Below are 22,171 nucleotides of genomic sequence, written 5' to 3'. Positions count from 1 at the left end.
GCGTTCATGAGCTTTATTTCTTCGTTGACCCCAGCGCAAGTCGCTGCCTTGAGTACAACCACCATTGCTGGGCTCGCAACCCAGGATATCGCAGCCTTGAGCACCGCTCAGATCGCCCTGATGACCACTGCGCAGATCGCGGTCATCACCATGCCCAACATCGGCGCGTTCTCGGCCGCGCAAGTACCGGCGCTGACCACCGCACAAGTCGTGGCCCTGACCACCGCTCAGGTCACCGCACTGAAAACCACGCAGATCGCCGCGCTGACGACTACGCAAGTCGCTGCCATCGAAACGGCGGATATCGCTGTGCTGCCCGTCGCCTCGCTCGCCAGCCTGACCACGGCCCAGACCGCCGCCCTGACCACCGCACAGGTTGTCGCCTTGACCACTGCCCAAGTGGCCGGGCTGAAAACCACGCAAGTCGCTGCGCTGACTACCACGCAAGTGGTGGCCCTGCAGGCCGCCGATGTCGCGGCACTGACCACCGCCAGCGTGGTGGCGCTGACCACCGCCCAGGTGGCGGCACTGACCACGGCACAAGTCGCGGCGCTGACTCCGGCACAGGTCGCTGCTCTGGAAACCGCTGACGTGGCGGCACTCACCACCGCTCAGGTGGTGGCGTTGACCACCGCCCAGGTGGCGGCATTGACCACCGCCCAAGTGGCCGCCCTGACCACCACGCAGGTGGCGGCCATGGAAACCGCGGATATCGGCGCGCTGACCACCGCCGGCGTCGTCGCCTTGAGCACTGCCCAGGTCGCGGCACTGACCACGGCACAAGTCGCGGCCCTGAAACCGACCCAGATCAGCGCCTTGCAGACTGTCGATGTCGCGGCACTGACTACCGCCCAGGTCGTGGCATTGACCACCGCCCAGGTCGCGGCCCTGACCACCGCCCAAGTGGCCGCCCTGACCACCACGCAAGTGGCGGCGATCGAAACTGCTGACATCGCCGCCTTGCCAGTGAGCAGCCTCGCGGCACTGACCACTGCGCAGACCGCTGCCCTGACCACCGCCCAGGTGGTGGCGCTGACCACCGCCCAGGTGGCCGCGCTGAAACCGGCCCAAGTGGCGGCCCTGACCACCACGCAAGTGGCGGCCATGGAAACCGCGGATATCGGCGCGCTGACCACCGCCAGCGTCGCGGCACTGACCACCGCCCAGGTCGCGGCGCTGACCACGGCACAGGTGGCGGCCCTGAAGCCGACCCAGATCAGTGCCATGGAAACCGCCGACGTGGCCGCCTTGACCACCGCTCAGGTGGTAGCGTTGACCACGGCACAAGTCGCGGCACTGACCACCGCCCAAGTGGCCGCGCTGACCACTACGCAAGTGGCGGCCATCGAAACCGCTGACATCGCCGCCTTGACAGTGGCCAGCGTTGCAGCCCTGACTACCGCGCAGACCGCAGCCCTGACCACCGCTCAGGTCGTGGCATTGACCACCGCCCAGGTGGCCGGGCTGAAAACCACGCAAGTCGCTGCGCTGACCACCACGCAAGTGGCGGCCATGGAAACTGCCGATATCGGCGCCCTGACCTCTACCCAACTGGTAGCGTTGACCACCGCCCAGGTCGCGGCACTGACCACGGCACAAGTCGCGGCTTTGAAGCCGACCCAGATCAGTGCCTTGGAAACCGCCGACGTGGCCGCCTTGACCACTGCTCAGGTTGTCGCCCTGACCACCTCCCAGGTGGCGGCCCTGACCACTGCCCAAGTGGCTGCCCTGACCACCACGCAAGTGGCGGCCATCGAAACCGCTGACATCGCCGCCTTGACAGTGGCCAGCGTTGCGGCCCTGACCACCGCGCAGACCGCAGCCTTGACCACCGCCCAGGTGGTGGCGCTGACCACTGCCCAGGTAGCCGGTCTGAAACCGGCCCAAGTGGCGGCGCTGACCACCACGCAAGTGGCAGCCCTGCAAGCCGCCGATGTCGCTGCACTGACCACCGCCAGCGTGGTTGCGCTGACCACCGCCCAGGTGGCGGCACTGACCACGGCACAAGTCGCGGCGCTGACTCCGGCCCAGGTCGCTGCTCTGGAAACCGCTGACGTAGCGGCACTCACTACCGCTCAGGTGGTGGCGTTGACCACCGCCCAGGTGGCGGCCCTGACCACAGCCCAAGTGGCCGCGCTGACCACCACGCAAGTGGCGGCCATGGAAACCGCGGATATCGGCGCGCTGACCACCGCAGGCGTCGTCGCCTTGACCACTGCCCAGGTCGCGGCACTGACCACGGCACAAGTCGCAGCCCTAAAACCGACCCAGATCAGCGCCCTGCAGACTGTCGATGTCGCGGCACTGACTACCGCCCAGGTCGTGGCATTGACCACCGCCCAGGTGGCGGCCCTGACCACCGCACAAGTGGCCGCCCTGACCACCACGCAAGTGGCGGCGATCGAAACCGCTGACATCGCCGCCTTGCCAGTGACCAGCGTTGCGGCCCTGACCACCGCGCAGACCGCTGCCCTGACCACCGCCCAGGTGGTCGCCCTGACTACCGCCCAAGTAGCCGGGCTGAAACCGGCCCAGGTAGCGGCGTTGACCACCACACAAGTGGCGGCCCTGCAGGCCGCCGATGTCGCCGCACTGACCACCGCCAGCGTGGTGGCGCTGACCACCGCCCAAGTCGCGGCACTGACCACGGCACAAGTCGCGGCGCTGACTCCGGCCCAGGTCGCTGCCATGGAAACCGCCGACGTGGCGGCACTCACCACCGCTCAGGTGGTGGCGTTGACCACGGCACAAGTCGCGGCCCTGACCACCGCACAAGTGGCCGCCCTGACCACCACGCAAGTGGCGGCCATCGAAACCACGGATATCGGCGCGCTGACCACCGCAGGCGTCGTCGCCTTGACCACTGCCCAGGTCGCGGCACTGACCACGGCACAAGTCGCGGCCCTGAAGCCGACCCAGATCAGTGCCCTGCAGACTGTCGATGTCGCTGCACTGACTACCGCCCAGGTCGTGGCATTGACCACCGCCCAGGTGGCGGCCCTGACCACCGCCCAAGTGGCCGCGCTGACCACCACGCAAGTGGCGGCCATCGAAACTGCTGACATCGCCGCCTTGCCAGTAACCAGCGTCGCGGCACTGACCACCGCGCAGACCGCAGCCCTGACCACCGCTCAGGTGGTGGCGCTGTCCACCGCCCAGGTGGCCGCGCTGAAACCGGCGCAAGTGGCTGCCCTGACCACCACGCAAGTGGCGGCCATGGAAACGGCGGATATCGGCGCGCTGACCACCGCCAGCGTCGCGGCCCTGACCACCGCCCAGGTAGCGGCGCTGACCACGGCACAGGTGGCGGCGCTGAAGCCGACCCAGATCAGCGCCATGGAAACCGCCGACGTGGCGGCACTCACCACCGCTCAGGTGGTGGCGTTGACCACGGCACAAGTCGCGGCACTGACCACCGCCCAAGTGGCCGCCCTGACCACCACGCAAGTGGCGGCCATCGAAACCGCTGACATCGCCGCCTTGCCTGTAACCAGCGTTGCCGCCCTGACTACCGCGCAGACCGCAGCCTTGACCACCGCCCAAGTGGTCGCCCTGACTACCGCCCAAGTAGCCGGTCTGAAACCGGCCCAGGTGGCGGCGTTGACCACCACGCAAGTGGCAGCCCTGCAAGCCGCCGATGTCGCTGCACTGACCACCGCCAGCGTGGTGGCGCTGACCACCGCCCAAGTCGCAGCGCTGACCACGGCACAAGTCGCGGCACTGACTCCGGCACAGGTCGCTGCTCTGGAAACCGCCGACGTGGCCGCCTTGACCACCGCTCAGGTGGTGGCGTTGACCACCGCCCAGGTGGCGGCACTGACCACCGCACAAGTGGCCGCCCTGACCACCACGCAGGTGGCGGCCATCGAAACCGCGGATATCGGCGCGCTGACCACCGCCGGCGTCGTCGCCTTGACCACTGCCCAGGTCGCGGCACTGACCACGGCACAAGTCGCGGCACTGAAACCGACCCAGATCAGCGCCCTGCAGACTGTCGATGTCGCGGCACTGACTACCGCCCAGGTCGTGGCATTGACCACCGCCCAGGTGGCGGCCCTGACCACCGCACAAGTGGCCGCCCTGACCACCACGCAAGTGGCGGCGATCGAAACTGCTGACATCGCAGCCTTGCCAGTGACTAGCGTTGCGGCCCTGACTACTGCGCAGACCGCAGCCCTGACCACCGCCCAAGTGGTGGCGCTGACCACCGCCCAAGTAGCCGGGCTGAAACCGGCCCAAGTGGCTGCGCTGACCACCACGCAAGTGGTGGCCCTGCAGGCCGCCGATGTCGCCGCACTGAGCACCGCCAGCGTGGTGGCCCTGACCACCGCTCAGGTCGCAGCACTGACCACGGCACAAGTCGCGGCGCTGACTCCGGCCCAGGTCGCTGCCCTGGAAACCGCCGACGTGGCGGCACTCACCACCGCTCAGGTGGTGGCGTTGACCACGGCACAAGTCGCGGCACTGACCACCGCCCAAGTGGGCGCCCTGACCACCACGCAAGTGGCGGCCATGGAAACCGCGGATATCGGCGCGCTGACCACCGCAGGCGTCGTCGCCTTGACCACTGCCCAGGTCGCGGCACTGACCACGGCACAAGTCGCAGCCCTGAAACCGACCCAGATCAGCGCCCTGCAGACTGTCGATGTCGCGGCACTGACTACCGCCCAGGTCGTGGCATTGACCACCGCCCAGGTGGCGGCCCTGACCACCGCCCAAGTGGCCGCGCTGACCACCACGCAAGTGGCGGCCATCGAAACCGCTGACATCGCTGCCTTGCCAGTAACCAGCGTCGCAGCCCTGACCACCGCGCAGACCGCTGCCCTGACCACCGCCCAGGTGGTCGCCCTGACTACCGCCCAAGTAGCCGGGCTGAAACCGGCCCAGGTAGCGGCGCTGACCACCACGCAAGTGGTGGCCCTGCAGGCCGCCGATGTCGCTGCACTGACCACCGCCAGCGTGGTGGCCCTGACCACCGCTCAGGTCGCAGCGCTGACCACGGCACAAGTCGCGGCACTGACTCCGGCCCAGGTTGCTGCTCTGGAAACCGCTGACGTGGCGGCACTCACTACCGCTCAGGTGGTGGCGTTGACCACGGCACAAGTCGCAGCGCTGAAACCAGCCCAAGTGGCGGCCTTGACCACCACGCAAGTGGCAGCCATGGAAACTGCCGACGTCGGCGCCCTGACCTCCGCCCAACTGGTAGCGTTGACCACCGCCCAAGTTGCGGCGCTGACCACGGCCCAAGTGGCGGCCCTGAAGCCGACCCAGATCAGTGCCATGGAAACCGCTGACATGGCCGCCTTGACCACTGCTCAGGTGGTGGCCCTGACGACCGCCCAGGTGGCGGTACTGACCACCGCCCAAGTGGCCGCGCTGACCACTACGCAAGTGGCGGCCATCGAAACCGCTGACATCGCCGCCTTGACAGTGGCCAGCGTTGCGGCCCTGACTACCGCGCAGACCGCTGCGCTGACCACCGCTCAGGTGGTCGCCCTGACCACTGCCCAGGTAGCCGGTCTGAAACCGGCCCAAGTGGCGGCGCTGACCACCACACAAGTGGCGGCCCTGCAGGCCGCCGATGTCGCTGCACTGACCACCGCCAGCGTAGTGGCCCTGACCACCGCTCAGGTCGCAGCGCTGACCACGGCCCAAGTTGCGGCGCTGACCCCGGCCCAGGTTGCTGCTCTGGAAACCGCCGACGTGGCGGCACTCACTACCGCTCAGGTGGTGGCGTTGACCACCGCCCAGGTCGCCGCGCTGAAAACCACCCAGCTAGCGGCCTTGACCACCACCCAGGTGGCGGCCATCGAAACCGCTGACATCGCTGCCTTGCCAGTGACCAGCATCGCGGCCCTGACCACCGCGCAGGCCGCTGCCCTGACCACCGCCCAGGTGGTGGCGCTGACCACCGCCCAAATGGCCGCGCTGAAACCTGCCCAGGTGGCGGCGCTGACCACCACGCAAGTGGCGGCACTGCAGGCCGCCGATGTCGCGGCACTGACCACCGCCAGCGTGGTGGCGCTGACCACCGCCCAAGTCGCAGCGCTGACCACGGCACAAGTCGCGGCACTGACTCCGGCACAGGTCGCTGCTCTGGAAACCGCTGACGTGGCGGCACTCACTACCGCTCAGGTGGTGGCGTTGACCACCGCACAAGTCGCGGCACTGACCACCGCCCAAGTGGCCGCCCTGACCACCACGCAGGTGGCGGCCATCGAAACCACGGATATCGGCGCGCTGACCACCGCCAGCGTCGTCGCCTTGACCACTGCCCAGGTCGCGGCACTGACCACGGCACAAGTCGCGGCACTGAAACCGACCCAGATCAGCGCCCTGCAGACTGTCGATGTCGCGGCACTGACTACCGCCCAGGTCGTGGCATTGACCACCGCCCAGGTGGCGGCCCTGACCACCGCCCAAGTGGCCGCCCTGACCACCACGCAAGTGGCGGCCATCGAAACCGCTGACATCGCCGCTTTGCCAATGACCAGCGTCGCGGCACTGACCACTGCGCAGACCGCAGCCCTGACCACCGCTCAGGTGGTGGCGCTGTCCACCGCCCAGGTGGCCGCGCTGAAACCGGCCCAAGTGGCTGCCCTGACCACCACGCAAGTGGCGGCCATGGAAACCGCGGATATCGGCGCGCTGACCACTGCCAGCGTCGCGGCCCTGACCACCGCCCAGGTCGCGGCGCTGACCACGGCACAGGTGGCGGCGCTGAAGCCGACCCAGATCAGTGCCATGGAAACCGCCGACGTGGCGGCACTCACTACCGCTCAGGTGGTGGCACTGACCACGGCCCAGGTCGCCGCGCTGAAGCCGACCCAGATTGCAGCCCTGACCACCACCCAGGTGGCGGCCCTGGAAACCGCTGACCTGAGTGTATTGACCAATACGCAATTGACAGCCTTGACCACCGCACAGGTTGCCGCCCTGACCACCGCACAAGTCGTGGCGCTCAAGCCTGCCCAGATCAGCGCACTGGAAATCGCCGATGTGGCAGCGCTGACCACGGCGCAAGTGGTCGCCTTGACCACTGCTCAAGTGGCGGCATTGACCACTGCCCAAGCGGCGGCATTGACCACCACTCAAGTGGCGGCCCTTGAAACCGCAGACATCGCCGCGCTGACAGTGGCCAACGCTTCAAGCCTGACCACCGCGCAGACGGCTGCACTGACCACCGCCCAAGTGGTTGCCCTGACCACCGCCCAAGTGGCGGCGCTGAAGGTGACCCAGATCGCAGCCCTGACCACCACGCAAGTGGCGGCCATCGAAACGGCCGATATCGGTGCCCTGACCTCTGCCCAACTGGCAGCGTTGACCACTGCCCAGGTCGCGGCCCTGACCACGGCGCAGATCGCGGCCCTCAAGCCAACCCAGATCAGCGCCCTGGAAACCGCCGATGTAGCGGCCCTGACCACCGCCCAGATCGTGGCGATCGAAACCACGGACATGGCGGCGTTGACCACCGCGCAAGTCGCGGCCCTGACCACGGCGCAAGCCGCAGTCCTGACCACGGCGCAACTGTCGCACCTGTCGATGACCCAGGTTGATTCGTTCACCACGGCACAACTGCAAGCGATGACTGCCGCCCAGATCGATGCGCTGGCCCTGTCCACGCCACTGGTCCTGGACCTCAACGGTGATGGCGTGCAGACCACGCACCTGAGCACCGGCGTCAAGTTCGACCTCAATGCCGACGGCCACAAGGAAACCACCGGCTGGGCCACTGGCGGTGACGGCCTGCTGGCGCTCGACCTCAATGGCGATGGCCAGGTCAACGATGGCTCCGAGCTGTTCGGTTCCTCGTTCCGCCTGCCGGACGGTTCGTTAGCCAAAGACGGCTTCGAGGCACTCGTCAGCCTGGACAGTAACCATGACGGCGCGGTCAACGGCGCTGACCAGCTGTTCGCGTCGCTGCAAGTCTGGGTCGATGCCAACAACGATGGCGTCAGTGACAAGGGCGAGATGCACACCCTCAACGAGCTGGGCATCACCCAGTTCAACCTGGATGTGGCCAAGACCGCCGAGCTCAACCACGGCAACCTGATCGGCCTCGATAGCAGCTACGAAACCAGCGATGGCCAGAGCCATACGATCGCCGACGTCTGGTTCCGCACCGATGCCAATGGCAATCAGTCGTTCGACCTGACCAAGCTGGATTCGCACGCAGTCGATGCCCACTCCCTGGGTGCCATCGATCTGGCGGCGGACGGCGGCAAGGCCAGCGTACTGACCGTCGATGCCGAGGCAGTCGGCAAGCTTGGCCAGGCCGGCCAGGTGGATGTGGCGACTGGCGCCGCGGCACCGGTGCAGATGATCATCGACGGTGACCACAACGACACGGTCAACATCACCGGCGACAGTGGCGAGTGGCAAGCGGCCGGTACCACCACGGTCGAAGGCGCCAGCTACAACGTGTTCAACGATGGTGACGTCCAGTTGTTGGTCGCAACCGATGTGCAGACTTGGATTCACTGATCTTCAGTGGTAAACCTTGACTGATCCGATACCGGGCTCGAAAGAGCTCGGTATTTTTTTATTGGAAGAGACCTTCGCGCAAATGCCTAGAGAGAATCTTGAAAGCCCGAACCTCGATGTCGTGCTGGCCGCAGCCCTGCAGCTGGCCGAGGGTGTCACGCTGGAACCGATGAAGTTGCTCGAAACCGCAGAACGGCTCAATGGCGCGCAGCGCATCACCGATGTCGCGGCGCTCTACCAGCGCTGGCTGCAGCACTGTCACTCGTCGGTCAATTACATTATCCAGTTCAACCTGGGGGCCACCCTGACTCAACTGGGACAGATACCGGCCGCCGAGCGTGCCTATCGCGCCGCCATTGCCCAGAACCCGGAATTCGCCCAGGCCTGGTTCAACCTGGGGACACTGCTGGAGCGTCAGCAAAAACCCCAGGAGGCCCTGGCCATCTGGCAATCGATGCTCGATGACAACCTGGTCGACGCCGCGCAAAGCCGCGAGCTGTACCTGATGACCTGCAATAACCTGGGTCGCCTGCTGGAAGAAACCCGTCAGCTAAAGCAATCCGAAGCCATCCTGCGCACCAGCCTGGAAGCCGACCCGGTTCAACCCAAGGTGATCCAGCACTGGGTGCATCTGCGCCAGAAACAATGTGTCTGGCCGGTCTACGAGCCGCCGGCGGGCCTGACCCGGGGCGACCTGCTCAAGGCCTCCTCGCCCCTGGCGCTGCTCGCCGCCAGCGATGACCCTGGCCTGCAATTGGCCGCCGCGGTGCACTTTGTCAAAGAGCGAGTCAATGTCCGGGTCCCCGCCCTCGCTTCGGCCCAGGGCTACGGCCACCAAAAGCTGCGCATCGGCTTTCTGTCATCGGACTTCTGCCTGCATGCGGTGTCGTTGCTGACCGTAGAGCTGTTCGAGCTGATCGATCGGGAGCGCTTCGAGGTGTATGGTTTTTGCTGGAGCCGCGAAGATGGCTCGGCACTGCGCGAGCGGGTCAGGCAGGCCATGGATCACTTCGTACGCATCGATGCCATGGATGATGCCGCCGCCGCGCAATGCATTCGCAATCATGAGATCGACATCCTCATCGACCTTCACGGGCTGACGTCGGGGGCACGTCCGGACATTCCGGCCTACCGCCCGGCTGTGGTGCAAATGACCTACCTGGGCTTTCCCGGGTCGACCGGCCTGCCGGGCATCGATTATGTGATCGCCGACCGCTACCTGATCCCCGATAGCGAGAAGGCGTACTACAGCGAAACACCGCTGTATCTGGCACAGATCTACCAGTGCAGTGACCGCCAGCGACCCGTTGCGGCGTTGCCGACCCGCGCCGAGTGCGGCTTGCCGCAAGACCGCTTCGTGTTTTGCTCGTTCAACAACAACTACAAGTTCAACGAAGCAGTGTTCGACTGCTGGATGCGTATCCTGCAGCGCGCCCCCGAGAGTGTATTGTGGCTGCTGGCCGATAACCCCTGGGCACAGGAAAACCTCTGCGCCAGAGCCCGGGCAAATGGCGTGGATCCGGCACGCTTGCTGTTCGCCCCGCGGGTCGCACCGGCGCAATACCTGGCCCGCTACAGTGCCGCGGACCTGTTCCTCGACGCCTATCCGTTCAACGCCGGGACCACGGCCAACGATGCCTTGTGGATGGGCTTGCCGGTGCTGACCCGATCGGGACGCACCTTTGCCTCGCGCATGGCGGGCAGCCTGCTGACTGCGCTGGACCTGCCGGAGCTGATCACCACCACGCTGACCGAGTACGAAGAGCGCGCCGTAGAACTGGCGACGCAGGCGGATCTGCTGCCCGGCTTGCGTAAGCGTCTACACCAGGGCCGAGAGCATTCTGCGCTGTTCGACACGCCGCGCTTCGTCAGGGATTTCGAGGACGCGATCAGCAGTGTGGCGCCTGGCAGGGCTCAGCCGTAACGCCGCACCTGATTCCCGTAGGAGCCAGGCTTGCCGGCGAAGAACGATAACGCGGTTTTACAGATACACCACAGCGTCTGGTTCCTGTAGGAGCCAGGCTTGCCGGCGAAGAACCATGACGCGGTTTTACAGATACACCACAGCGCCTGGTTCCCGTAGGAGCCAGGCTTGCCGGCGAAAAACGATGACGCGGTTTTACAGATACACCGCAGCGCCTGGTTCGCGGGCAAGCCTCGCTCCTACGGGCGAAGAACGATAACGCGGTTTTACAGATACACCACAGCGTCTGGTTCGCGGGCAAGCCTCGCTCCTACAGGCGAAGAACGATGACGCAGTGCAACAAATACACCACAGCGTCTGGTTCCTGTAGGAGCCAGGCTTGCCGGCGAAGAACGATAACGCGGTTTTATAGATACACCACAGCGCCTGGTTCGCGGGCAAGCCTCGCTCCTACAGGCGAAGAACGATGACGCAGTGCAACAAATACACCACAGCGCCTGGTGCCTGTAGGAGCCAGGCTTGCCGGCGAAGAACGATAACGCGGTTTTACAGATACACCACAGCGTCTGGTTCGCGGGCAAGCCTCGCTCCTACAGGCGAAGAACGATGACGCAGTGCAACAAATACACCACAGCGCCTGGTGCCTGTAGGAGCCAGGCTTGCCGGCGAAAAACGATGACGCGGTTTTACAGATACACCACAGCGCCTGGTTCCCGTAGGAGCCAGGCTTGCCGGCGAAAAACGATGACGCGGTTTTACAGATACACCGCAGCGCCTGGTTCGCGGGCAAGCCTCGCTCCTACGGGCGAAGAACGATAACGCGGTTTTACAGATACACCACAGCGTCTGGTTCGCGGGCAAGCCTCGCTCCTACAGGCACGACGATAACGCGGTGTGTCAGCTATCAGAATAACTCCTGGACCTTTTCCAGCTGGCTGCGGGTCATCTGACCGGTGCGGGTGTGCAGGTTGACATAGCTTTGCAGCATCGCCAGCTTGGTATCGAGCAGGTCACGCTTGGCGGAGAACAGGCGCTGCTGGGCGTCGAGGATGTCGACCGTCGAGCGCACGCCTGCCTCATAGCCTTTTTCCGCGGATTTCAAGGCGGTCTGGCTGGATCGCACGGAGGTCACCAGGGCCTTGATCTTCTCGAAGCCTGCCACCACACCCAGGTAGTTGAGTTCGAGGTCCTCGTTCATCTGCTGGAGCTGGGCATCGTAGCCGGACCGGGCACTCTCCAGGGCAGCGCGGGCTTTTTCGGAAGAAGCGCTGACCCCGCCGCCCTGGTACAGCGGGATATCGATCACCACGCCCACATAATAGGTCGACTGGCGCTGGGTCGTTTCGTTGATGTCGCTCTGGCCGACCCGCGCCAGCCGGCTGCTCAGCGCCACGGTCGGGTAGTGCCCGGCCTTCTGCTGCTTGAGGTTGGCTTCGGCCACTTTGATCGAAGCACGACTGATGCCCAGTGTGGACGCGGCCTGGTCAGCCTTGATTAGCCAGTAGTCGAGGTCCTGTTCGGGGGCAAGCAAGGCGGCGGCCGGTGCCTGCTCCTGCATCTGCGGGATCTCGCTGACGGCGATGCCGGCGCGCCCCGCCAGCTTGCGCAGGGCCGCACGATGCCGGGCCTGCAACTGGATTTCCAGGGCGCGAATCGAATCGAGCCGGGCTTGCGCCTCTTCAAGGTCGGTGATGGTGCCTTCCCCGGCTTCGAACAGACGCCTGGATTGCTTGGCCAAGGCTTCGATCGAGGCTTTCTGCTGGGTCGTCAGCTCGAGTTCGTTTTCCACTTGGGCGAGGTCGAAATAGGCCTGCACCACGCGGTCGAACAGCGCCTGGTCCGCACCCTCGTGCTGGACTTCACCCAGTTGCCCACGGGCTTTGGCCTGTTCGTAGGACGCCCAGCGGCCTTTGTCGAACAGCGGCTGGATAACCGACAGGGCAATACTGTCGGAAGCGAACTGATCGTCCTGGCTGTTGGTCGAGGGCTGGTTTTCAAACTGGCCGCCATGGCCGTAGCGAGAGTTGATGGCCACCTGCGGCAGCAAGGCGCTGCGGCCGATCGCCTCTTCCTGGCGCGAGGCTTCGTAGTCGTGGCCGGCGACCTTGTAGGTCGCGTCAAAGAGTCGCGAGGCGTCGTAGAGGGCCACCAGCGACAACGGCGGCTCGGCCGCCAGCAGCCGGCACGAGCAGAACACAGAGAGCAGCAAGGCTATACGCATGGACACGATCATTCTTCCTTGAAAGCACCGGCCATACGCTCGGTCACCGGCTGCATCAAGTAGTTGGCGAGGGTCCGCTCGCCGGTTTTGACCAGCACTTCGGCTTGCATGCCCGGCTTGATATCCAGGCCCAGCTCGCGCAGATGGATGATCGCCTCGGGGCTGACCGAGACCTCCACCGAGAAGTAAGGCGAACCGGTGTGCTCGTCGATCAACTGGTCGGCCGATACCGTGGCCACCTTGCCGACGATCACCGGGGTGTGTACCCGCTGCAGCGAACCGAAACGCAGGTCGACCGGCAGCTCCGGCTTGAGCCGGTCGGCCATCATCGGCGGGAATTGCGCCTTGACCACCCAGCTGGAGCCTTGCGGCACAATGTCCATCAGGCGCTGGCCCGCCGGTGCGATGCCGCCGACGGTATGCACGGTCATGCCCATCACTTGGCCGGCGACGGGGGCGACGATGGCGCCGCTGTTGACTTCGAATTCCAGTGACTTGATCTGGTCGATCAGGCTTGAGGTCTGGGCCACGACCTGGGTCAGTTGCGACTCGGCATCGCTGCGAAAGATCTGCCCTTGTTGCAGGGTCTTGAGCTCGCTCTCATTGATCGCCTGGCGCGTGCGGCCGATATCGGAAATGCTCGACGCCAATTGAGCGCCCAACTGCGCCGCATTGCTTTCCGCTTCGAACAGCCGGTTGCGTGGCAGGTAACCTTCACGGGCCAGTTCACGCAGACCCTTGAGCTCCTGCTGCTGGAATTGCAGCTGTACGGCGTGGTTGCGCTTGATCTCGGCGAAGCCCTTGAGCTGTTCGTTGAGCGAGGCTATTTCGTGCCGGCTGATCTGCATGCGGCTGGCCAGCTCGGCACGGCGGGTGGCAAACAGATAGCCTTGCAGCTCCATCGCCGCGACGGCGCGCGGGTCGCTGGCGCGGGCCAGCAACGCCTCGGACCACTGCACACTGTCGCGGTTCAGGCGTTCGGCTCTCAACCGATCCTCGACGGCGCGTGCGCCGAGCCATTGGCCCAGGGCGACATCCAGTTGCGACTTCGCCTGGACGGTATTGAGCTGCACCACGACCTGACCTTGCAGCACCCGGTCGCCTTCGCGTACCAGGATGCTGTCGATCATGCCGCCGGTGCGCGACTGGACGGTCTTGCGCTCGCCGGAAACCACCACGGTGCCGCTACCGACCACGCCGCGATCAAGCGGTGCCAGGCAGGCCCAAAGCAGGAACCCGCCCAGGCCCAGGAGCAAAAACCAGACACCGATCCTGGCCACGCCCGTAGCATCCGCATCGGGCTGGTTCTCGGGGGGCGAAATGTCGCTCGGACTGGCTTGCATTGACGCCTCAGGCTTCTTGATTGCGGGGTTCGACGGCTTTTGGCGGCGTCGGTGGCACCAGGGTCTTGAGCACCTGGTCACGCGGCCCGAACAGGGTTTGCACGCCGTCTTTGAGGAATAGCAGTTTGTCGACTGCGCCGAGAATGCTCGGCCTGTGGGTGACCAGCACAACGGTGCAGCCATTGGCCTTGAGCTTGCGCACGGCCTGCACCAGCGCCGCTTCACCGGCATCGTCGAGGTTGGAGTTGGGCTCGTCGAGCACCACCAGCGCCGGGTGGCCATACAACGCGCGGGCCAGGCCGATGCGTTGCTTCTGACCACCAGACAACCCCAGCCCGCCGGTCCCGAGCAAGGTGTCATAGCCTTTGGGGAAGTGCAGGATCATCTCGTTGATACCGGCCAGTTGCGCCGCTTCGATGACCTTGCTGGCGTCCACCTCGCCGAAGCGCGCGATGTTTTCGGCGATGGTGCCATCGAACAGTTCGATGTCCTGGGGCAGGTAACCCAAATAAGGACCGAGGGCTTCACGCGACCACTGGCCGACCTCAGCGCTGTCCAGGCGTACGGAGCCCTGCCTGGCGGTCCAGATGCCGACCATGGCGCGCGCCAGGGAGGACTTGCCCGACGCGCTCGGGCCGATGATCGCCAGTACCTCGCCCTTGGCCAGGCTGATGGTCACACCGTTGACCGCGGGCTTTTGCATGCCCGGCGGGATGATCACCAGGCGGTCGATGCTCAAGGCTCCGGTCGGCGGTGGCAGAGGCATGCCTGGCGCGGCCTTGGGGAATTCGGTGAGCAGGCGGTTCAAGCGTTCGTAGCTGCTCTTGGCGTTACCCATTTGCTTCCACGAACCGATCAGCGCTTCGGCTGGCGCCATTGCGCGCCCCAGCAAAACGGACACGGCGATCATCACCCCGGCGGAAATCTGGTTCTCGATCACCAGGATGGCGCCCAGGCCAAGGGCCAGTGATTGCCAGGTCATGCGCACAAAGCGTGACAACGCAGCGATCCGCGAGCTGCGGTCACTGGCTTCGCCCTGCTCGGTAATGACCCGCTGCTGCACGTTGAACCAGCGCCGGCGCAAAGGCGTGAGCATGCCCATCGCCTGAATCACTTCGGCATTGTGCAAGGTACTGTTCACGTAGCTGGATGACGCGACGGACAAGCGGTTGGCTTCGCTCATGCTTTTGCGGGTGGTCAGCTCGTTCCAGACGGCCAGCCCGGCCAGAATCAGCGAGCCGATGACGGTGAACACCCCAAGCCAGGGATGGAACAGGAACGTTGCGATGACGTAGATCGGCAGCCACGGGGCATCGAAGATGGCAATCAGTGCCGGACCGGTCACGAACTGCCGGATGCTGTTCAGATCGCTCAGCACCTGCGCCGGGTTGGCGCTGCGCTCCTTCAGGCTACGCTCGAACGCGGCATCGAATACCCGCTCGCCCAATTGGGTGTCCAGGCCGGCGCTCATCTTGATCATGACCTGGCCGCGCACCCATTCCAGCACACAGCCAAGCGCAAAGAACCCGACCAGGATCAGGCTGAGCATCAACAGCGTGGTTTCATTGCGGCTGGTCAGAACGCGGTCGAAGACCTGCATCATGTAGATGGAAGGGACTAGCATCAGCAGGTTGATCACCCCGCTGAACAGGGCCAATACGCCGAAAAGCCGACGATAACGTAGCAGCGCTGCATCGATATCTCGCTCGGGATCCAGGAAAAATCGCATAAAGTCCGAAAGAATAAAAAAAACAGTGGGAAAAGACGGGGTGCATTGCGCGGCAGCCGATGCTAGCACTTTGCCCCAAACTGATGAAATGCTTGCAGCCAGTCAGTCAGTCCCCTACTCCATCGGCTTCAATGAAGCGATCTTGAACTTGTTTTCAATGAACCGCACAACCCAGGAAAGACCGATTGAACATCGATACCCGAATCAAATTCCGTCATCTGGTGTGTTTTCTCGAGGTGGCGCGCCAGGGGAGCCTGGCACAGGCTTGCGACAAATTGGCAATCAGCCAGCCAGCCCTGTCCAAGACGCTGAAGGAATTGGAAGTACTGCTCGCTGCCAAGCTGTTTGATCGCAGCAAAAAGGGCTCGACGCTGACCGAGGCTGGCGTGGCCTTTTTGCGATATGCGGGACCCAGCGTGCAATCCCTGCGCGAAGGGGTCAACAGTTTGCGCTCCGGTGTACACGAGCCAATTACCGTTCGACTGGGCGTCCTGTCCACCGTTGAAAGCCTGCTGGTTCCTGAAGTGGTCTGCCGTCTACACGACCGACATCCCGGGCTGGCGGTCAGTGTCGTGACCGGGCCAAGCGCCTACCTGCTGGCCCAACTGCGTGTCGGTGAGCTGGACCTGGTGGTGGGCAGAATGACCGATAGCCCCTCGATCCACGGGTTGACGTTCGAGCACCTGTACAGCGAGTCCATGACCCTGGTGGTACGCAAAGGCCACCCGCTGCTGACTGATCCGCCGGGGCATAAAAACCTCGAAAACTATCCCGTGGTATTACCCTTGGCGGGGACCACGATCCGCAAATTCGCCGACGGCCTGTTTGTGCAACATGGAATGACCCCGTCAAGCCAACGTCTGGAAACCCTGTCGGTGACCCTGAGCCGGCGCTACGTGCAATGCAGCCAGGCCATCTGGGTCGCCCCTTTCGACGCTGTCCGACAGGACTTGAGGCAAGGTGAGTTGGTCGAATTGGACCTGGGGATGCGTGAACCTGGCGGTTCTGTAGGGCTATGCACCAACCCTACGAGGCCTGTGACACCCGCAGCGCAGTGGTGCGTGGAGGCACTGCGCGAGGTTGGGCAAGAATATCGCGAGGGAACATATCCATAACCATAACCATCTGGATATGGATAAAGTCGGTTTTTTCAATTTTCGGTCAGGGCGCAACAAGGGAGACTGAGCCACAGGTAGCCGCCAATGCAGCGCTGCCTCTGACTAACCATAACAACAGGAAGATCGACATGTCTGATGCGCATGAAAGCCGCTTCGTCATTCGTGACCGTAATTGGCATCCCAAAGCCCTGACACCCGACTACAAGACTTCGGTCCTGCGATCCCCGCGCCAGGCACTGGTGAGCATTCCCCAGTCTTTATCCGAAACCAGCGGCCCGGATTTTTCCCATCTGAAGATGGGTCGGCACGATAACGACCTGCTGTTGAATTTCAATCAGGGCGGCTTGCCTATCGGCGAACGCATCATTGTCGCGGGTCGAGTGTGCGATCAGTACGGCAAGCCGATTCCCCACACCCTGGTGGAGATGTGGCAGGCCAACGCCGGTGGTCGTTACCGGCATAAAAAAGACAGCTACCTGGCGCCCCTTGACCCGAATTTCGGCGGAGTCGGCCGCACGCTGACTGACCGCGATGGCAACTACAGCTTTCGCACCGTCAAACCCGGCCCATACCCCTGGCGCAATGGTCCCAATGATTGGCGACCGGCCCATATCCACGTCTCCATCAGTGGCCCGTCAATTGCCACGCGCTTGATTACCCAGCTGTATTTCGAAGGTGATCCGCTGATCCCCATGTGCCCGATAGTCAAGTCGATCTCGAACCAGGAAGCGGTGCAGAGTTTGATCGCCAAGCTCGATATGAGCATGGCCAATCCCATGGATTGCCTGGCTTATCGTTTTGATATCGTCCTGCGCGGCCAGCGCAAGACCCACTTCGAAAACTGCTGAGGAGGACCGCGAATGCCCGTTCAACTGCTGCCTGAAACCCCATCGCAAACAGCCGGCCCCTATGTGCATATCGGCTTGGCACTGGAGGCGGCCGGCAACCCGTCGCGTGAGCAGGAAATCGGCAATGTAATGGCTGGACCTGGTGCGCCGGGTGAGCATATTTTACTGATGGGTCACCTTTATGACGGTAATGGCCAGCTGATTCGCGATGCGTTTCTAGAGTTCTGGCAGGCGAATCATGAAGGCGCCTACGACACCGGTTACGCTCTGGAAAAATCATTCAACTGTTTTGGCCGCACCGCCACTACGGATGTCGGTGAGTGGACAATCCACACCGTCAAGCCTGGCGTGGTGAAAAACGCCTTGGGTCTCCCCATGGCGGCGCATATCAATGTGTCTGTGTTCGCTCGAGGCATCAACATTCACTTGCAGACCCGGCTGTATTTCGACGACGAAACCGAGGCGAATGCAGCGGATCCCGTATTGAATCTGATTGAACAGCCCCATCGGCGCGAATCCCTGATTGCCAAGCGCTGCAGGGTTGACGGGAAGCTGGCCTACCGGTTCGACATTCATCTTCAAGGCGAATCGGAAACAGTGTTCTTCGACTTCTAACGATCAAAGCCTCCCTTTGCAGGGAGGCTGCTTCAGCGCACCACCGGTTCAGGATCGGGAATCGGTCCGTCGGGAGCTACGCTGGAACACCACAGGTCTATTCTGAAGGCACACCAGGAGAACCTGACCATGTGCGGACGCCTTTCCCAGTACCACGGCATTCACGACTTTGTCGCGGCGCTCAGCATTCCCAACGCACTGATCAACTATGCCGGCGACCAGCCTTTGGCGTGCTATAACGCCGCGCCGACCACGCAGCTCGCCCTCTTTCACCGGGATGGGGAATACCTGCGCGCTGACAGGGTTCGCTGGGGATGGCGGCCACACTGGGCCAAAGATCGCGTATCGCCGATCAACGCCCGGGTTGAGAAGGTCGCCCACGGACCCTTCTTTAAAGCCATCTGGCCCCATCGGGCGATCATCGCAATCGACAATTGGTTTGAATGGGTTTACGAAGGCGGCCCTAAAAAACAGCCCTACCTGATTCGCCATCGTGACCGGTCGCCAATCTTCTGCGCTGCAATTGGCCAATACCCGATCGGCGAACATGAACCAGGAGAGCATGACGGTTTCGTCATCATCACCGCCGACAGCGCCGGGGGCATGGTGGATATCCACGACCGCAGGCCCGTGGTGCTATCGCCGGAACTGGCCCGGGAATGGCTGGACCCCGCCACGCCCAAGGAGCGCGCCGAGCAGATGGTGTTGCTTCAAGGCGAGCCGACCGAGGCTTTCGAATGGTTCAAGGTCGACTTCGCCGTAGGAAACGTGCGGAACCAAGGGGCCGAACTGATCGAACCGTTGAAAAAACAAAAGCACACAAGGTGATTACAGGGCTATCCCCGCCACACTGACTGCGCCATTGATGCGGGATTGCGATTAGTCATTTTTACTCAGAAATCTTCCTGCCAGTTGCCAAGCGCGTTGCGCCCCCCCTGAATACCGGATGCCAGAACGGCACCCGGCATGGACATCGACGCAACAGCCTTACCAGAGCGGCAGGCTGTAGCTGAGGATCAGGCGATTCTCGTCGATTTCACTGGCAAAGCTCGAGCGATACGTCGCGTTGCGCCATTTGATGCCGACGTTTTTCAGCGCACCACTCTGGATCACATAGCCGATGTCGGTATTACGCTCCCACTCCTTGCCGGTTCCCGAAGCTACTCCCAGGTCGACCTGGTCGCCTTTTGCATAACGGGTCATAAAGGTCAGGCCGGGAATGCCGAGGCCGGCGAAGTTGAAGTCGTAACGGGCTTGCAGGGAGCGCTCGTCCTGATTGCCAAAGTCGTTGATTTGCAGGAGGTTGACCAGGTACGGATCGGTGCCCTGAACGTTGGCGAAACCAGTGTCGCCGCTCATTTTCTGGTAGCTGAGACCGAAGGCGTGCGCGCCCAGTGAATAGGTGAACATGGCGCCGAGCATTTGGTTGTCGACATTGCTGCTGCCGTCATCGGTCGAACGGGCCCAACGCAGATCGGATTTCAGCGCCTGCCCCTCGGCAATGGGCAACACATGCATCACCGTCAGAAAGTGCTGCTTGTACAGGTCGTCCAACTGCGCGTAGTGGTAGCCAGTACTCAGCGTCTTGCTCCACATGTAATTGCCACCGAGAAAGTCGAACTGGTCGGTGGTGGCCCTCGCCCCGGTCACGATGTTGCGCCTGGGGCCTTTCATGACTGTCATGTCTTCGCGGTTGGTCGAGTCGCGCTGGCTCACCTGGGTGAGGCGACCGGCGTCGAAGGTCAGGCCCGCGAGGTCCGTCGAGTTCAGCCAGCCACCCTGGAAGGTCTGCGGCAGCAGCCGTGTATCGTTGGGCTGCAATACCGGCAGCTTGGGAATCAGGGTCCCCGCCTTAAGGGTGGACTTGGAAACCCGGAGCTTGGCAGTCAGGCCAAGCTCGCTGTTGTCATCGGGTGCCCTCCTCGACTCGGCGCCACGCGGTAGCAGACCGGTGGCTCCCGCGCGATCCGGGCTCGAATCCAGCTTGATGCCGAGCAGACCAAGCGCATCGACCCCGACGCCCACCGGTCCTTCGGTGTAGCCGGATTCGTAGCGCAACAGAAAGCCTTGCGCCCACTCCTCGCCCTTGTTTTGTGGGGCCGCTGGCTGGCGGAAGTCTCGGTTCATATAGAAATTGCGCATGTCCAGACTGGCCTTGCTGTCCGCAAGGAACTCAGCCGAAGCGGATGAACAAACGCCGAAAGCCCCAGTAAGGCCGGACAACAGAAAAGCTTGGGTGGGACGAAGTACGTGCATAGCTCTCTCTTCTTGTTAGGTGGTAAATCGGCGATCCCAAACGGCACTAAGTCGAGATACCCGGCAAACCGACAGGCATCAGCATCTGCGGATGAGGTATCCAGTTGATTTTTTTTTGCACAACATCGCGCAAGCCCGAACAGGCCTACGAAAACCAGAACTTCAATCTCAAACTTTCTTCAATCGATCGGGGTGGCCGCATCTTTCGAAGCCAGCCGCAAGGCATGTTCACGCAGTTCGACACTACCCTCGGCGAGCACACTGCCGCGGGCAAGTACCGTGATAGTGTCGCAAATCCCCTCCACAACCTTCATGTTGCTTCACACGCAAGTTGATATTTTCAACAGCGGTAAATCCTTTGAACTCTTTGGTCAAACCAACAGTTTCCAGAATCGCATCATTAGCCATATTATTTTCAACTCACGTTCTTGCTTTTCTTGTAATGTGAATCTAAGTCGTCGACTAATACTGGTCCAATATTATTTTAAGCAACTATTTATACGTAAAAAGTCTTTATTTTCTAGAGTCCAGCCATTTTTCAGTATTGTGACCGGGGATGGTTAAGCGGCTATAGACATAGCCAACGCTTTTGCCAACCACACCCGGCCCCTGGCATTAGAGCCGAGTGTGGGAGAAAGGCACGGGGAATACCTTGCCTTGAGCGATGGAGTTTTGCGCTGCCGTCTGCACGTTTGCCTTGGAGTCTGAATTTCAGGAAAGAACCTTTGCAGACCAGGATTCAGCTGAGGCGATATTCAAACCCCCGCATAGCTATCCACTACCCTCCGGTACTGGCTGGGAGAGGCGCCGATGTGTTGCTGAAAGAACCGCGTGAAATGACCTTGCTCGGAGAAGCCGAGGTTCTCCGATAACAGGCCCAAGGTTCCACTGCGCTCACGCTCCAGCCAGGCAAAAGCCCGGCGCATCCGCGCGTCGTTAAGCAACAGGGTCGGCGTCATGCCGGTATCTTTCTTGAACAGCGCAAAGAAGTGCGCCCGGGACAGACCACAAGCCCGCGCGGCGTTGTCGATCGGGTTCGGATCATCGAGGTGCTCAAGCAACCAGGCGGTGCCACGGCGCACGCGCGCGTCCCGGAACTCACCTGAACTCGGCGCCCCCAATAGCGACAAATGCCGCCAGCTGGAAAAGTCCTCGATCAGTTCGATCAGGAAGTCGAACAGCATGAACTCCATGCGTTCTTTCGGCACGATCCCGCAGCCATGCGCTTCGGCGACCAGGATGTCGGCCAAGGTGCGATTACGGCTCGACAGCTCGATGCACGGCTGGGCAAAAAAGTCCGGCCGACCGCTGAGCGCCAGCGACTGCTGGGCAGTGGCCAGCCAGGCGGGCTCGATGTAGAGCGCCAAGATGACGGTGGCACCGGCACCCGGCTGCGGATCGTAGAAATGCGGCTCCCAGGCGTTGACCAGCACCGCCGTGCGATCGCTGAGCGGTACCCGCCGACCGTTGACGTTGAAGTAAGTGTCCTCGCCGGACACTTTGACCAGCACATGGCATTCGGAATGGGTATGGGTGACCAGCGAACGATCCATGTTCAGCAAGGCGACCCGGCCAAACCTGCCGTGGAAAACCCGTTGAGCAATCGACATCAGATTCCTCCGCTCGCTTGAAG

13 protein-coding genes are annotated in these 22,171 nt (G+C 62.9%); 6 read left to right on the top strand and 7 right to left on the bottom strand.

Going from position 1 to position 22,171, the window contains the following annotated elements; genetic code table 11:
* Positions 1–6 precede the first annotated feature (6 nt).
* Entirely contained in the window at positions 7–8,484 is an 8,478-nt protein-coding gene (locus tag PMA3_RS32930) for a hypothetical protein (protein ID WP_064676967.1), read from the top strand.
* Between the two features lie 82 nt (positions 8,485–8,566).
* Complete coding sequence (locus tag PMA3_RS09895) at positions 8,567–10,408, top strand: O-linked N-acetylglucosamine transferase, SPINDLY family protein (RefSeq protein ID WP_064680660.1); 1,842 nt, start codon at positions 8,567–8,569, stop codon at positions 10,406–10,408.
* On the opposite strand, the gene PMA3_RS32650 is transcribed toward PMA3_RS09895, so the two are convergent.
* From PMA3_RS32650 to PMA3_RS09880, 4 genes are all read right to left on the bottom strand, one after another.
* Positions 10,399–10,638, bottom strand: a complete 240-nt coding sequence (locus PMA3_RS32650; RefSeq protein WP_161491140.1) for a hypothetical protein — start codon at positions 10,636–10,638, stop codon at positions 10,399–10,401. The two genes, PMA3_RS09895 and PMA3_RS32650, sit on opposite strands and share 10 nt — an antisense overlap.
* A gap of 674 nt (positions 10,639–11,312) precedes the next feature.
* A complete protein-coding gene (locus PMA3_RS09890) occupies positions 11,313–12,629 on the bottom strand; it encodes a TolC family outer membrane protein (RefSeq protein WP_237140729.1) in 1,317 nt (438 codons plus the stop codon).
* A gap of 8 nt (positions 12,630–12,637) precedes the next feature.
* Complete coding sequence (locus PMA3_RS09885; RefSeq protein ID WP_064676965.1) at positions 12,638–13,972, bottom strand: HlyD family type I secretion periplasmic adaptor subunit; 1,335 nt, start codon at positions 13,970–13,972, stop codon at positions 12,638–12,640.
* Between the two features lie 7 nt (positions 13,973–13,979).
* Entirely contained in the window at positions 13,980–15,701 is a 1,722-nt protein-coding gene (locus PMA3_RS09880; RefSeq protein ID WP_064676964.1) for a type I secretion system permease/ATPase, read from the bottom strand.
* A 185-nt stretch (positions 15,702–15,886) separates the two neighbouring features.
* On the opposite strand from PMA3_RS09880, the gene pcaQ reads away from it, so the two are divergent.
* From pcaQ to PMA3_RS09860, 4 genes are all read left to right on the top strand, one after another.
* Positions 15,887–16,816 (top strand): pca operon transcription factor PcaQ, encoded by a 930-nt coding sequence (pcaQ, locus tag PMA3_RS09875; RefSeq protein ID WP_064676963.1) that lies wholly within the window; start codon positions 15,887–15,889, stop codon positions 16,814–16,816.
* 131 nt (positions 16,817–16,947) lie between these two features.
* Positions 16,948–17,667, top strand: coding sequence for a protocatechuate 3,4-dioxygenase subunit beta (gene pcaH, locus PMA3_RS09870; RefSeq protein ID WP_064676962.1), 720 nt, complete (start codon positions 16,948–16,950; stop codon positions 17,665–17,667).
* Between the two features lie 12 nt (positions 17,668–17,679).
* Entirely contained in the window at positions 17,680–18,282 is a 603-nt protein-coding gene (pcaG, locus tag PMA3_RS09865) for a protocatechuate 3,4-dioxygenase subunit alpha (protein ID WP_064676961.1), read from the top strand.
* Positions 18,283–18,411: 129 nt separating this feature from the next.
* Positions 18,412–19,110 (top strand): SOS response-associated peptidase family protein, encoded by a 699-nt coding sequence (locus PMA3_RS09860; protein ID WP_064676960.1) that lies wholly within the window; start codon positions 18,412–18,414, stop codon positions 19,108–19,110.
* 159 nt (positions 19,111–19,269) lie between these two features.
* On the opposite strand, the gene PMA3_RS09855 is transcribed toward PMA3_RS09860, so the two are convergent.
* The 3 genes from PMA3_RS09855 to PMA3_RS09850 all read right to left on the bottom strand — a co-directional run bounded on the left by PMA3_RS09855 (position 19,270) and on the right by PMA3_RS09850 (position 22,148).
* The gene (locus PMA3_RS09855) at positions 19,270–20,538 is read right to left on the bottom strand and encodes an OprD family porin (RefSeq protein ID WP_064676959.1); all 1,269 of its coding nucleotides are present in this window, start codon (positions 20,536–20,538) and stop codon (positions 19,270–19,272) included.
* A gap of 179 nt (positions 20,539–20,717) precedes the next feature.
* Positions 20,718–20,852 (bottom strand): hypothetical protein, encoded by a 135-nt coding sequence (locus tag PMA3_RS33410; protein ID WP_257784582.1) that lies wholly within the window; start codon positions 20,850–20,852, stop codon positions 20,718–20,720.
* A gap of 441 nt (positions 20,853–21,293) precedes the next feature.
* On the bottom strand, positions 21,294–22,148 hold the full coding sequence (locus tag PMA3_RS09850; protein ID WP_064676958.1) for a helix-turn-helix transcriptional regulator: 855 nt from the start codon (positions 22,146–22,148) through the stop codon (positions 21,294–21,296).
* Positions 22,149–22,171: the final 23 nt, after the last annotated feature.

It is taken from the genome of Pseudomonas silesiensis, assembly GCF_001661075.1.
Classification (GTDB): domain Bacteria; phylum Pseudomonadota; class Gammaproteobacteria; order Pseudomonadales; family Pseudomonadaceae; genus Aquipseudomonas; species Aquipseudomonas silesiensis.
This window is presented reverse-complemented; position numbering and strand designations above follow the sequence as displayed.

Excerpts from the sequence above, each read along its gene's own strand:
- PMA3_RS09885 (WP_064676965.1), bottom strand. The coding sequence starts at position 13,972 with ATGCAAGCCAGTCCGAGCGACATTTCGCCCCCCGAGAACCAGCCCGAT.
- PMA3_RS09850 (WP_064676958.1), bottom strand. The coding sequence starts at position 22,148 with ATGTCGATTGCTCAACGGGTTTTCCACGGCAGGTTTGGCCGGGTCGCC.
- pcaG (WP_064676961.1), top strand. The coding sequence starts at position 17,680 with ATGCCCGTTCAACTGCTGCCTGAAACCCCATCGCAAACAGCCGGCCCC.
- PMA3_RS33410 (WP_257784582.1), bottom strand. The coding sequence starts at position 20,852 with ATGAAGGTTGTGGAGGGGATTTGCGACACTATCACGGTACTTGCCCGC.
- PMA3_RS09855 (WP_064676959.1), bottom strand. The coding sequence starts at position 20,538 with ATGCACGTACTTCGTCCCACCCAAGCTTTTCTGTTGTCCGGCCTTACT.
- PMA3_RS09860 (WP_064676960.1), top strand. The coding sequence starts at position 18,412 with ATGTGCGGACGCCTTTCCCAGTACCACGGCATTCACGACTTTGTCGCG.
- PMA3_RS09895 (WP_064680660.1), top strand. The coding sequence starts at position 8,567 with ATGCCTAGAGAGAATCTTGAAAGCCCGAACCTCGATGTCGTGCTGGCC.
- PMA3_RS09890 (WP_237140729.1), bottom strand. The coding sequence starts at position 12,629 with ATGCGTATAGCCTTGCTGCTCTCTGTGTTCTGCTCGTGCCGGCTGCTG.
- PMA3_RS32930 (WP_064676967.1), top strand. The coding sequence starts at position 7 with ATGAGCTTTATTTCTTCGTTGACCCCAGCGCAAGTCGCTGCCTTGAGT.
- PMA3_RS09880 (WP_064676964.1), bottom strand. The coding sequence starts at position 15,701 with ATGCGATTTTTCCTGGATCCCGAGCGAGATATCGATGCAGCGCTGCTA.
- pcaH (WP_064676962.1), top strand. The coding sequence starts at position 16,948 with ATGTCTGATGCGCATGAAAGCCGCTTCGTCATTCGTGACCGTAATTGG.